9 protein-coding genes are annotated in these 12,947 nt (G+C 72.2%); 1 reads left to right on the top strand and 8 read right to left on the bottom strand.

The genetic code is table 11. From position 1 onward, the window contains the following. Position 1 precedes the first annotated feature (1 nt). The 4 genes from ACH4TV_RS38245 to ACH4TV_RS38260 form a co-directional block, all read right to left on the bottom strand. Complete coding sequence (locus ACH4TV_RS38245) at positions 2-1,120, bottom strand: acyl-CoA dehydrogenase family protein (RefSeq protein WP_398405926.1); 1,119 nt, start codon at positions 1,118-1,120, stop codon at positions 2-4. Continuing rightward, complete coding sequence (locus ACH4TV_RS38250; protein WP_398405927.1) at positions 1,117-3,720, bottom strand: putative PEP-binding protein; 2,604 nt, start codon at positions 3,718-3,720, stop codon at positions 1,117-1,119. The genes ACH4TV_RS38245 and ACH4TV_RS38250 overlap by 4 nt, the downstream gene beginning before the upstream one ends. Further along, positions 3,717-4,349: a hypothetical protein gene (locus ACH4TV_RS38255; RefSeq protein ID WP_398405928.1), complete on the bottom strand. Its 633-nt coding sequence runs from the start codon at positions 4,347-4,349 to the stop codon at positions 3,717-3,719. The genes ACH4TV_RS38250 and ACH4TV_RS38255 overlap by 4 nt, the downstream gene beginning before the upstream one ends. A gap of 71 nt (positions 4,350-4,420) precedes the next feature. Next, positions 4,421-5,209 (bottom strand): enoyl-CoA hydratase/isomerase family protein, encoded by a 789-nt coding sequence (locus tag ACH4TV_RS38260; protein ID WP_398405929.1) that lies wholly within the window; start codon positions 5,207-5,209, stop codon positions 4,421-4,423. 140 nt (positions 5,210-5,349) lie between these two features. On the opposite strand from ACH4TV_RS38260, the gene ACH4TV_RS38265 reads away from it, so the two are divergent. Further along, positions 5,350-6,570, top strand: coding sequence for an acyl-CoA dehydrogenase family protein (locus tag ACH4TV_RS38265; RefSeq protein WP_398405930.1), 1,221 nt, complete (start codon positions 5,350-5,352; stop codon positions 6,568-6,570). 40 nt (positions 6,571-6,610) lie between these two features. Here the strand turns inward: ACH4TV_RS38265 and ACH4TV_RS38270 are convergent, their stop codons facing one another. The 4 genes from ACH4TV_RS38270 to ACH4TV_RS38285 form a co-directional block, all read right to left on the bottom strand. Beyond that, positions 6,611-7,237 (bottom strand): class I SAM-dependent methyltransferase, encoded by a 627-nt coding sequence (locus ACH4TV_RS38270; protein ID WP_398405931.1) that lies wholly within the window; start codon positions 7,235-7,237, stop codon positions 6,611-6,613. Positions 7,238-7,341: 104 nt separating this feature from the next. Beyond that, positions 7,342-10,449: an alpha-N-acetylglucosaminidase TIM-barrel domain-containing protein gene (locus ACH4TV_RS38275; protein ID WP_398405932.1), complete on the bottom strand. Its 3,108-nt coding sequence runs from the start codon at positions 10,447-10,449 to the stop codon at positions 7,342-7,344. A gap of 101 nt (positions 10,450-10,550) precedes the next feature. Beyond that, entirely contained in the window at positions 10,551-11,492 is a 942-nt protein-coding gene (locus ACH4TV_RS38280; protein WP_398405979.1) for a hypothetical protein, read from the bottom strand. Positions 11,493-11,497: 5 nt separating this feature from the next. Continuing rightward, positions 11,498-12,946: an alpha-L-fucosidase gene (locus ACH4TV_RS38285; RefSeq protein WP_398405933.1), complete on the bottom strand. Its 1,449-nt coding sequence runs from the start codon at positions 12,944-12,946 to the stop codon at positions 11,498-11,500. Position 12,947 lies beyond the last annotated feature (1 nt).

Genomic DNA, 12,947 nt, shown 5'->3' on the forward strand with positions numbered 1-12,947 from the left:
GTCACCAGCCCAGCAGGCCGGCCAGCCGTTCCCGATGGTGTGCGGCGCCGCCCAGCAGCACTGCGTCGGACTGGGCGCGCCGGAAGTACAGATGCGCGTCGTGCTCCCAGGTGAAGCCCATCCCGCCGTGGAGCTGTACGCACTCGGCGGCGACGGAGACGAACGCCTCCCCGCACCACACCTGTGCCACCGTCGCCGCCTCGGCCAGCGCCTGCGGCGAGCCGTCCGTCCGGACCGCGCGCATCACGGCCGAGCGCGCAGCCTCGACCTGGAGCAGCATGTCGGCGCAGGTGTGCTTGATCGCCTGGAAGCCGCCGATCGCCCTGCCGAACTGGGTACGGTCGCGCACATGGGCCACCGTCATGTCCAACGCGGCCTGTGCGCCGCCCAGTTGCTCGGCGGCCAGCGCCACCAGGGCCACGTCCAGGGCGCGGGAGACGATGTCCGCCCCCTCGCCGCCGGCGGTCAGTGCCCGGACCCGGGCACCGGAGAAGGTGACCACCGCCTGTCCCCGGCTGAGGTCCAGGGTGGGCACCCGGCGGACCGTGATCCCCGGCTCGCGCGGGTCGGCCAGGAAGAGGTCGACGCCGTCGGTCCCGGCCGCGGCCACCACCAGCGCGTGGGCGTCGGCGCCGTCGAGGACGAACGGCGCGGTGCCGTCCAGCAACGGGACGCTGCCCTGCCAGGAGACGGCCACCGGCACGGCGCCCGCCCGCCACACCCCGTCGGGCGCGGACACCGCCAGGGCGTGCACGGTGCCCTCGGCCAGTTTGGCCAGCGCCTTGTCGGCCGTACCGCAGGCGGCCAGCACCTGCCCGGCCAGCACGGTGGAGGACAGCAGCGGTACCGGTGCCAGTGTCCGGCCCAACTCCTCGCAGACCACGGCGATCTCGGCGAGGCCGCCGATCCCTCCCGCCGCCTCGGGCAGGCCCAGGCCGGCGAGACCGACCTGCCGGCCGAGGGCGTCCCACAGGCCGGCGTCGATGCCGGGTGCCTCCTCGGACAGCCGGCGGACAGCGGCGGTGCCGCCGGCGTCCGCGCACACCGACCGAACGGTCTCGCGCAGGTCCTCCAGCTCGGTGTCCGACAGAGCCGTGCCGTCGGTGACGGTGCTTGTCATCGTGCGCTCCCGCTCTCGTCAGACCGCTCCTCGTCGTACCGCTCCCGCAGGGCACTGTGGGCGGCCGCCATCCGGGCCACCGGCACGCGGTGCGCGGAACAGGAGACGTAGTCGAGGCCGAGGCCGTCGCAGAACGCGATCGACTCCGGATCCCCGCCGTGCTCACCGCACACGCCCAGCTTGATGCCGGGCCGCACCTCCCGTGCCCGCTCGACCGCCAGGGCGATCAGCGCGCCCACCCCGTGCGGATCGAGCCGCGCGAACGGGCTGGCGGTCAGGAACCCGCGCTCCTGGTAGTTGGCGAGCACCTGGCGCTCGACGTCGTCCCGGGAGAACCCGTAGGTGAGCTGCGTGAGGTCGTTGGTGCCGAAGGAGAAGAACTCGGCGTGCTCGGCCAGTTCGCCGGCCATCAGTGCGGCCCGCGGGGTCTCGATCATCGTGCCGAGCCGGTACGGGACCTCCACTCCGGTTCGGGCGGCGACCGCGTCGGCGGCACCGCGTACGTACGCGGCCGCGGCGGCCAGTTCCTCGGGCAGGCTGACCAGCGGGATCATCACCTCCAGCGTCGGCCGGACGCCAGTGGCGGCGACCTCGGTCCAGGCGGTGAACAGGGCCTCGGCCTGCGCCGGGTAGAGCCGCTCGTGCAGCAGCGCCAGCCGTACCCCGCGCAGCCCGAGCATCGGGTTAGCCTCGCGCAGCGCGTCGGCCCGCTGCTCCTCGGCCGCGTCCAGGGCCTGCCCGGGGGCGGGCAGGAACTCGTGCAGCGGAGCGTCCAGCAGGCGCACGGTCACCGGGCGGTTCCCCACGGCGGTCAGCAGCGCGCGGAAGTCCTCGTGCTGGGCGCGCTCCAGCGCCGACAGCGCCTCGTCGCGGGCGGCCGGGTCGGCGGCCAGGAGCATCCGGCGGATCAGCGGCAGACGGTCGCCGAGGAACTGGTGCTCCGTACGGCACAGTCCGACACCCTCCGCGCCCAGGGCGAGGGCCGTCTCCACCTCGACGGCCGTGTCGGCGTTGACGCGTACGCCCAGCCGGCGCGCGTCGTCCGCCCACTCCAGCAGGGTGGACAGCTCGGGCGGCGGTCCGGCGACGCTGACGCTCAGCGTGCCCGCGTAGACGGCGCCGGTACGGCCGTCCAGCGAGACCGGGTCGCCCTCGCGGACCACCCGGTCCCCGAAGCGGACCGTCCCGGCGGCCACATCCACGCGCAGTCCCTCGGCGCCGCACACCGCGGGCTTGCCGGCGCCCCGGGCCACCACGGCGGCGTGCGAGGCGATGCCGCCGCTGCCGGTCAGTACGGCGACGGAGGCCAGCATTCCGGGGACGTCCGCCGGGTTCGTCTCGGCGGCCACGAGGACGACCCGCGTACCGTCCGCGGCCAGTTCGAGGGCACGTTCACTGGACAGCACGACTGCTCCGGTCGCCGCCCCCGGCGACGCGGGCAGCCCCTTCACCAGGAGCTCCTCCCCGCCGGTCAACCGCAGTTGGGGGTGCAGGAGTTCCTGCACCTGCGCGGGCGTGATCCGCCGGACAGCCTCCTCGCGGCTGATCGCCCCGTCCCGGGCCAGGTCCGCGGCCAGACACACCGACGCCCGAAGCGGCGGGCGGAGCTGTGCCGAGGCGGCGAGCAGGGAGATCTCGTCGTCGCGCACCTCGAAGTCGACCGACACCGGGGCGCGCAGATGCCGCTCCAGGGTGAGCAGGGAGTGCTCGAGGAGGGCGGTGCCGCCCGCGAGCCGGTCCAGCGGTTCACCACCGGTGTGCGGCGGCGGGGCGCTGCGGCGCACCCCCCGGAAGAAGGAGCCCTGGGGGGCGAGGCGCCCGGTCTCCGGATCGCGGCTGACGGCCGTGCCGTAGCCCGAGTGGTCCGCCGGGCCGATGCGCAGGGCCTGCACATGCAGGGCGACGGCCAGGTCAGCGGGGAGCCGCTGGGACCGGCGGGACCTTCGCGCCCGCGGCGAGTCCCACCGGGCCAGGAGGGCACTGGCGGCCAGGGCGAGCTGCTGCGCCGGGTCGTCGGGGAACGGCCGGGAGCCGTGCTCCGCGACCAAGGACAGCAGCACGTCCACGCGTTCCCGAGGTCCGGGCGTGTCCAGGAGGGCGTCGTCGAGCACCGCGCCGGGCACGTCGAGGGCGTACTCGGCGATCATGCGCACGGTGGCGGCCCACACGTCGTACAGCGCGTCCGCGCGCCCGATGACGGCGCACAGGTCGTCGGCACGGGCCGGGGTGAAGCCGAGGCAGGCCAGGTCGGGCGGCAGTCCGGCGATCTCGGTGGGCGCACTCGCCGACAGCCGCAGCAGGAGCGGCCGGGCCGGATCGCTGATGCGGCGCCCCGAGAGTTGTTCGACCAGTTCTACGGCGGCTTCGGCGCTGTCGGACTCGCACAGCGACGCGGCGGAGCCGGCGGGCACGGTGAGCCCCGGCACGACAGGCAGCCCGAGGGCCACCAGCCGGTCCATCGCCGCGCCATGAGCACCCAGCTCGTCGGCGTCGAGGCCCCGGATCCGGCCCTGCCCGTAGGGCACCAGGATCCGGCCAGGGGCTGCGGAGGCCGTCTCGGACTGTGCGAGCGGGCCCGCCTCGCGGTCGGTGACGCTCAACCCCGGCTCCTGTTGACCAGTTCCTCTTCGCGGGCCTCGTCATCGGCCCGGCTGATGCCCAGGACGAGCAGCAGTTCCTGATGCAGCCGCATCCACACGGTGTGGTACGAGTCGCACAGCGGGGAGGCCAGCCAGGTCGGCGCACCCTCGTCGAAGCGGTCGAGGGCTGCCTCCAGGGCCGTCAGGTACTGTCCGCTGCCCGCGAGCACCGGGTCCAGCCGGCGCAGCACGGGCTGGATGGCCTCGTGCACGTCCTCCAGCGACTCGCGCACCCCGGCGTCGTAGACGTCGTCGGAGTGGTCGTTGACAGAGCCGTCGGGGCGGCACTGCCAGGCCGTGCACACATCGCGGATCTTCCGGTTGACCGGCAGGAACGCCTCGTACGCCGCGGTGATCCGCTCCTCCTGCTCGGAACCGGCGGGCACCCGCAGGAACCGCGCGGCTGCGGCCTTGGCACGCTCCGTCGGCAGCACCACCGGCCCCTTCACCATCGCCAGCCCGGCGTCGACCAGCGGACGGTGCTCGGACTCCGGCCGGCCGCGCCACATGCCCCGCAGAACGAGGTCGACGACGGCCTCGGTGAGGGGCTCGTCGGGTGCGTCCGGAAGGTCCACGGCAGCAGATTGCATCGCCACACCTTTTGCTCGGTTCTGTGTTGCCCGGAGGTTACGCCCAGACGGGCAGGTTAGTGAAGAGGGACTCAAGAAACACTTTTTGGAGCGAGGAACGACGCCATGCGGTCCTGGGCCTCCCGGCCGTCCGCCAGAGCGGCGATCGACCGCGCCTCCTCGGCGAGGTGGCGGCGCAGATCGTCACCGTCGCCGGCGCGCAGCAGACTCTTCGCGGCGCGCAGGGCGTCAGTGGCGCCGGCGGCCAGACCGGCGGCCGTCCGGTGTGCCGTTTCGTCCAGCTCCTCGTCATCGACGCACCGGGAGACCAGGCCCCAGCCTTCGGCGTCGTCCCCGGTCAGGAGCCGATTGGTCAGGATCAGGTCGGCCGCCCGACGGGGGCCCACCAGTCGCGGCAGGAACCAGGACGCGCCGCAGTCCGGCGTGAGCCCGATCGCCGTGTACGCCAGTCGGAAGCGGGAGGACCGGGCCGCCAGGACGACGTCCCCCACGAGTGCGAGCCCGATCCCGCCGCCCGCGGCCGCGCCGCGCACCGCGGTCACCAACGGCACCGGCAGGTCGTACAGGGCCTGTATCGCGGAGTGCGCGGCGCTCGCCACGGCGTGCACATAGGCGCCGGTCTCCGCGCCACGGCCGGTGAATGCGCGCAGGTCACCGCCTACGCAGAAGCTGCCGCCCGCCGCCCGCAGCAGCACCGCCCCGCCCGGGTCCGCGGCCACCTCGGAGGCTCGGTCCCGCAGGGCCTCGGCCGTGCTCAGATCCAGCGCGTTGCCCCGCCCGGGGTCGTCCAGCCTCAGCTCGACGACTCCGTCGGGGTGGCGGACGATCCGGACCGGGGCGGTGCTCACAGGCAGGCCCATGGGTGTTTCTCCTGTCGACTTCCCGTCGCCGGGCGCTTCCCGGTGCTTCTCGGTACTTCCCGGCAAGATACTAAAGACGCTATACAGTTTCTAGAACGCGTCGGGAGCCGATACCCGTACGCCCCTCGGCGGGAGGCCCCGTGCCCATCCAGTTCGATGTCGATCCGGCTGTCGCCCAACTCACCGCAACGACGGCCGAGTTCGTGCGCGAGGTGGTCATTCCGGCCGAGCGCGAGTGCGGCGGGTCCGTGCACGACGCCCCGGAGGACCTCCGTCAGACCCTGCAGAAAGCTGCCCGCGAGGCGGGTGTGTTCGCTCCGCACGTACCGACGCGGTGGGGCGGACACGGGCTCGACCTGCGCGGACAGGCGGTGGTGTTCGAAGCGGCGGGCTACTCGCTGCTCGGACCGCTGGCCCTGAACTGCGCGGCCCCGGACGAGGGCAACATGCATCTGCTGGAGAAGGTGGCCACCGAAGAGCAGAAGCAGAGGTACCTGCGTCCGCTCGCCGCGGGCGACACACGCTCCTGCTTCGCCATGACCGAGCCCGCCCCGGGAGCGGGCGCCGACCCCCGTTCCCTGCGGACCACCGCGACCCAGGTACCCGGCGGCTGGCGCATCGACGGCCACAAGTGGTTCATCAGCGGGGCCCGCGGCGCCGGCTTCGCCATCGTCATGGCCCGCACCTCCGGCAGCCCCGGTGACCCGGGCGGCGCCACCATGTTCCTGGTCGACGCTGACACCCCCGGCATGCGCATCGTCCGGGACATCGAGACCCTGGACGAAGGGCTCTTCGCCGGGCACAGCGAGATCGTCTTCGACGAGTGCGTGGTGGGGGACGACCAGGTGCTCGGCGCGGTCGGCCAGGGCTTCGAGGGCGCGCAGGTCCGGCTCGGTCCCGCCCGGATGACCCACTGCATGCGCTGGCTGGGAGCGGCCCGCCGGGCCCAGGTGGTCGCGCTGGAGCGGGCGGGGAGCCGGATGGCGTTCGGCTCGACGCTGGGTGACCTCGGCATGGTCCAGCAGATGCTGGCCGACTCCGAGATCGACATCGAGGCGAGCCGCGCCCTGATCCTGCGTACCGCCTGGGAGCTGGACACCGGCTCCGCCGCCGCCTCGCAGCTCACGTCCGTGTCCAAGACCTTCGTGGCGGAGGCGGTCAACCGGGTGGTCGACCGGGCGGTGCAGATCTGCGGAGCCCTCGGCATCTCGACCGCCGACGCACCGCTGGCCCGTCTGTACCGGGAGGTACGGCCGTTCCGGATCTACGACGGCCCCTCGGAGACCCACCGTTTCGCCATCGCGCGCCGCGCGATACGGCCCTACCGGCAGCCGCCCACGGGTGCCGTCGACGGCTCATGACGGCGGACCCGGCGACGGCCGGCTGATCGCGGGCGCGGAGTCAGTCGGTGGGCCGGGAGTGCACGCTGACGGCGTAGCCGCCGCCTGGAGCGTAGGGATCGCCGCCCCAGGTGGCGTAGCGCCGGCGCAGGACCAGCCCGGCCCGGGTGCACCAGTGATCGAACTCCGTCAGAGTCACCGGCGGTTCCGGCAGCGGCAGGTGCGCCGCGTCCAGTCCCATGCCCGTGACCAGCAGCCCGCCGGGGCGCAGTACGGCGGCCAGTTGCCGTACGACGGCTGCTTCGGTGCCGGAGGCCAGCAGGGGGATGACGTTTCCGGCGGCAAGGACCAGGTCGAAGTCCGGTTCCAGGCCGAGGGTGTCCAGGGACGCCAGGTCGCCGTGGAGCCATTCCAGCGCGGGGGCGGCACGGCGGGCGACCGCGAGCATGGAGAGGTCGACGTCCACGCCGGTGCAGTGGTGGCCCAGCTCGGCGAGCCGGATCGCGATCCGGCCGGTGCCGCAGCCGGCGTCGAGGATCCGGGCGCCAGGCTGCAGCAGTGCGGCGCAGAAGGCGGCCTCCCCGTGGACGTCATGGCCCGATTCGGCGAGCCGCGCGAAACGCTGGGCGTACTCCTCTCCGGCTTGGCCGCCGGTCAGTTCCGCCCAGCGGTCGGGTTGCCTGTTCATGTTCTGCGGTGCCTTCCGGTCGGCCTGAGCAGCGAGGGCGAGGACGCGCCCTCGTGCTTGATCGTAGGCAAGGACTGGGAGACCCGGAGACTCGGACACGGAGATCAGGTCACTGTGAACCCGTCGAACGTGGCGATGCCCCGCGCGCCGTTCCAGCCGTTGGCCGCGGTCATGAAGACACCGACGTCCTGTGCGGCCGCCGCGCCTCCGGGCGTGGCCGTGCCCACCGTCGTCCAGGTGACGCCGTCCGTGCTGGCCTCCCCGATGTACGAGGCGCCGGACCTGGTCAGCCGCAGCCGCACCGGCGCGGTGAAGGAACCCGACAGCGCGATCGAGTCGAAACGGCCGTCACCGTCGGCGTCCCAGCTCAGCGCGCAGCCGTTGGACGGCGTGATCGCCAGGTTCACATAGCCCCCGCTGCCCTGAGTGCCCAGGTCGTTGCGGACGACGAGGCCAGCCCGCGCCCAGCCCCCGGTCGCGTCCTGGGACCTGACCACGACCTCGGCCACGGTTCCGTCGCCGTACCCGCCCGCCCGGTACACCGCCCCGAACTCGTTGGTGGCGCCCCACAGGTCGGCCCCGGCGCCCTCGACGGCGATCTCGTCGCCGGCCTGGCCGAACACAGCATCGTTGTAGGAGACCGTGCGGTACGGGTCACCGACCCCGGCCGCGGCCAGCAGCCGTACCGGCGCGACCGCCTTCCCGCCGCCCGTGTACGCCGCCGCGGCGACTACCTGGCCGACCAGTTCCGTCGGCTCACCCGCGAGGGAGATCTCGAAGCGGGCGGCGAACGTCCCGCCGGACGCCACCGACTCGGTCCGCACGGGATCGAGCGGCTTCACCGCCATGCCGTCGGGGGCGGTGGCGGAGAGGGTCACGTCGCGCGTCGCCGCGAACCCGTTCCTGTTGGTGAAGGCGACGGTCACCGTCGCGGGCGTACCCTCGGCCACCGCTCCCCGGTCGGTCCCCGCGCTGAGGGTCGCCTGATGGGGAGTCGCGGCGAGCAGGTCGCGCACGCGGCGGGCCAGGGCGTACGGGGAGCCGTGGGGCTCGGTCGGGTGCTTGTCGTGCGCGTGCGCCCAGCGGTCCTCCAGCGCGAACCAGTCGATCGTCGCCGGGTCCTTGCCGGCGGTCAGCGCGTCGAAGTACGTCTTCCAGCGGGTGAGGTACAGGCCGCCGACCAGCCCGGACCACTCACGGTTCGCGTAGTCGTGCAGGCCCTCCTCGCTGCTGGCGCGTCCGCCCCAGGTGGTGAGGAGGGAGCGCGCGTCGTACTCCAGGCGGTCCTTCTCGGTCCGGTCGGCGCCCCAGGAGCGGGCGTCGGCGAGCCACCGCCCCAGCAGGTGCGGGCCGGAGGCGGCCAGCAGGTCGTCGAGGAGGTCCATCCAGTGCAGCCAGGTCCCGGTCAACCTGCCGAACAGGGCCCTCTCCCCGGCCTCGTACGCGGCCTTGATCTGCGGCAGCAGGACACGGCTGCGGTTGGACAGGACCTGCCGGGCCACATCGACGACGTCGTAGCGATACGCCGAGCTGTTCCTCAACTCCACACGTACAGACAGGAGTTCGGTGAGGGCGGTGTCGAAGGCCGTGGTGTCGTAGCGGTCCTTCTCCGGGCCCCAGGCGGCGGCCTTGTTCGCCGTCAGGCTGGGCCGGGCGCCGAACAGGCCGTCGGGTGCCTCGCTCCAGGAGTCCGCGCGGGACATGTTGTACGCGGTGTCGCGGATCGTCTGCCAGGCCGCGGCGGCGTGCCGGTCGGGGCCGCCGTAGCGGGCGAGGGCGTACGCGGCGAACCAGTCGTCCAGGTCGATCGTGCCGGGTGTCCAGGCCAGGTCGGTGAGAAGGGCGAGAGCGGGTGCGTTGTTGTCGGCGGCCTCCGGCATCGCCGCGATCCCGGCCAACGAACTGCCCTCCCTGTCACGCCACTTGGGGTACTGCTCCACCCAGTCCGGGGCGTTGGCACCCATCGGGGTGTGGCCGCCGAAGTTCCAGATGCTGCCGAAGGCGTACGGCGTGCCGCCCCAGTCGCTCTCCCGGTCGGTGACGGTGGTGTAGCGGTCCGACAGACCGTCCACGATCAGCATCCGGCTCTTGTCGACGCCGTCGAGCAGCGCCGTGGACGGGTTGGTCTGCCAGCCGAGGATCGCCCAGACGGCTCCCGGATGGGCCTTCTGCAGCGCCCCCTCGACGGCCTGCGCGGCCTCGCCCACCGGCACGTCACCGGGGTTGCCGCCCTCGTGCAGCAGGTCCATCTTGTACATCGTGCTGTCGCCGAACCGCTCCGTCTGGGCCCGGTAGAAGGTGGCGGCCACGTCGTCGAAAGCCGTGGTGCGCGGGTCGAGCCAGTCGGGGCGTTTGAAGGCGCCCCAGCTGCCCTGCGCCACCACCGCCGCGTCGCCGCCGTGCTTGGCGGGGAAGTCGTCCGGGACGCTGCCGTAGTAGCCCGGCAGGACCGGCGTCATGCCCAGGTCCCGTATCCGGTCGACGATCTTCTCGGCGAGCGCGGCACGTCGCTCGATGAGCTGCCGGGAGACCGGTCCGCCGAAGGCCGACATGTTCTGCAGCAGCCACCAGGGCTGGTGGGCGGGGGCCGGGATCCAGGCGCGCATCTCGGCGTCGGAGTAGCCGAAGTGGCGGAAGGTGTCGTAGTACACCGCGTCGCCGCCGATGTAGACGAGGACCCGGTTGACTCCGTGCACGGCCAGCACGTCCAGCTCCTGCTGCCACGCGTCCCAGTGGCGGTAGGCGTTGGTGTAGCCCTCGTTGGTGTCGTTGAACGCGAAGCGGTGCGGCACATCGGCCGTTCCCGTGATCTCCTCGGCGGGTGCGGGGAGGGTGCGCGGCAGGTTCAGCTGCTCGCCGGTCCAGGAGACAGAGGCGTGTGCCGTCCGCCGCAGATAGGTGTGGAGGCCCGCGAGCAGCACGGCGGGGCTGGTGCCCTCCACCGTGATGTGCCCGGCCCGGCCGGTGACCCGGAAGCGGTCGGTCTCGTCGTCGGCTGCCCGCAGGGTGATCTGCCGGTGGTGGCCGGGAAGCAGGCGCTTCAGCGCGGCGGCGGCGGGAGCGACGTCGAACGGGGTGCCGTCGGCCGCGTACGCGCCGTGCGGGCGGGTCAGCAGCGCGGCGCCGCCCAGGGCGACCGTGCCCGTGAGGAGCCATCTGCGGGTGACGCCTGTGACGTCTGTGACGCCGAGGTCGCCTCGGTTGTCGAGCATGAACGTCCTTCCGGCAAGCTTCAGTTGATCGTCATGGCGAAGAGGCGCAGGGCGGGGACGCCCGACGGGAGACCGTCGCGGACAGGCTGACGGGGTTGTCGTCACTCCTCCACGCTGAAGTGGTCGAACACGGCCTGGACCGTCGTGCCGGGGTAGTTGAGGTTCACGGCGCTCGCCACCACACCGGCGTCCATGGCGCCGCTCGCGGACGGGACGTTCACGCTCGCGATCTCGCTCCAGGAAAGGCCGTTGTTGACGCTGGAGTACGCGGTGTACGTGGTGCCGTCGCGGACCAGGCGCAGCCAGGCGGGGTGGGTGGAGCCGCCGCCACCGGCCCAGGTGTCGAGGTGTCCGTCGCCGTCGCTGTCGGTCATGAACTCCAGGCCGAACGACTTCGACATGGTGAGCACGGCATAGCCGCCCTTCTCCGGGGCGGTGAGATCGTTGGCGACGGCGATCCCGTACTTGGCGCTGGGGTTGTCGCTGCCGGTGAGGCTGACTGTCTTGACCTGCACCACGCTCGACTCGGTGGCGGATCCGGGCAGGAGGATGCCGCCCTTCTCGTCGGTGCCGCCGGAGAAGTCGCGGCCGCCCGCCCAGATCACCAACTGGCTGCCGTACTGGCCGAATTCGGCGTCGTCGGTGGTGGCGAACGTCCGGTACGGGTCCCGCACCTCATTCGGCTCGTAGGGCACGGTGAACGTCTTCGCGGACCGCGCGCAGTCGCTGCTGTGCCCGTCGACGTCGAAGACCACGTGCGCGGTGAACGACACGTTCCCGGCGACGTCGGCCGGCATCGCCGTCTCCCAGCGCCGGGTCGTCCTCGCACCGCGCCGCAGGTCGCCGAGCGGGACGGTCTTCGCCGCCGTGGTGGCGCCGGGGTCGATCAGATGGAGCACGGCGTTGCGGAGGGGGAAGGGGCAGTCGTTGATGAGCACCGCGGTGGCGGTGACCGTGTCACCACCGGCCGGCTCGGCGGGTTCCGTGGTGACGGTGAGCGTGGGCCCCAGAGCGTCGAACTGCGTACCGTTGCGGATTCCCATGCTGGTCACCGGGCCCAATCGACGGTGAAGACGTTGGCGATGTCGCTCGGCAGGGAGGGCGGGACGGTGATGTTGATCTTTCCGTCACCGCGGGTCCACCGCAGAGTGCCGCTCGTGCCGAGCAGCCGGATCCGGGACGTCGCGCTGACGGGGATGTCGCCGGGCACCGAGAGGGTGCCGCTGGGTGCGCCCAGCACGATGATGTTGAACTTGCCCGGGGAGACGGTGTAGCGGATGCCGAGCGAACCGCCCTCCTCCTCCGCGCGCACCCAGGGCGTCGACCCGTAGATCGCCGGGCCGTTGACCTTCAGCCAGGCACCGATGTCCTTCAGTCGCTCCTGCATGATCTCGGGGATCGTGCCGTCCGCCCTGGGACCGATGTTGAGCAGCAGGTTGCCGTTCTTGCTGACCACGTCGGCGAGCAGCTGGATCAGGAACTCGGAGGTCTTGTAGTCCTCGTCCGGCTCGTGCTTGTTGTAGCCCCAGGAGTAGCCCATGGTCATGCAGCACTCCCACTTCTGCGGATCCATCGTGGGGTTGGTGCGCTGCTCGTACGTCGCGAAGTCGAAGTGGGTGTCGAACCGGTCGTTGATCACCACACCCTTGGGGTGCCTACGGTTCTTGGCCTGGTTGTAGTAGTGGGCCAGGGGTTCCTCGCTGCGCCACGGCGGGTTGCCGGTGGGCCGGAACCACTGCCCGTCGGCCCACAGCAGCTCCGGGTCGTAGCGGTCGACGATCTCGTGGAGCTGCTTGAGCTCGTAGTCGCCGACGTAGTCCTGGACCGGCTTGTAGCCGGTCATCGGGATTTCCTCGTCGGTGTAGAAGTTGCGCATCGGGCGGCCGATCGCCGGGTTGAAGTACTCGCCGAGCGAGTAGTACAGCCCGGGCCGCACGGTGCCGCGCTTGCGAGCCGCGGTCATCAGCTCGCCGACCAGGTCACGTTTCGGGCCGTACGCCACGGAGTGACGGTCCGTCACCTTGCTGGGGTAGAGGGCGAATCCGTCGTGGTGCTTGCTGGTCAGCGCGAAGTACTCGGCGCCCGCCTGCTCGAACAGCTTCACCCAGGCGTCGGGATCGTACTTCTCGGCGGTGAACTGCGGGATCAGGTCGTCGTAGGTGACGTTCTCGCCGTAGGTGTCGCGGTGGTACTTCCACTCGGCGGTGTCCTTGGTGCTCTGGTACCAGAGGTACCACTCGGAGGCGCTTCTCGGCGTCGCGCCGGCGATCACCGAGTAGACGCCCCAGTGGACGAAGATGCCGAATTTGGCGTCCTTGTACCAGCGCGGCACCGGGTGGGTGTCGAGTGAGGCCTTCGTGGGCTGGTAGTCGGGGATGCCCGAGGCGGCGGGCGTCGCACCTCGGGTGAGGGCCTGGGCGGTGCCGGGCGGGGCGAGCAGCACCGCGCCGCCGAGGGCGGCAGCGGTGGTGATGAGGTGTCTGCGGTTGACTGCCATC

This window comes from Streptomyces sp. NPDC020898 (assembly GCF_044333925.1).
Classification (GTDB): Bacteria; Actinomycetota; Actinomycetes; order Streptomycetales; family Streptomycetaceae; genus Streptomyces.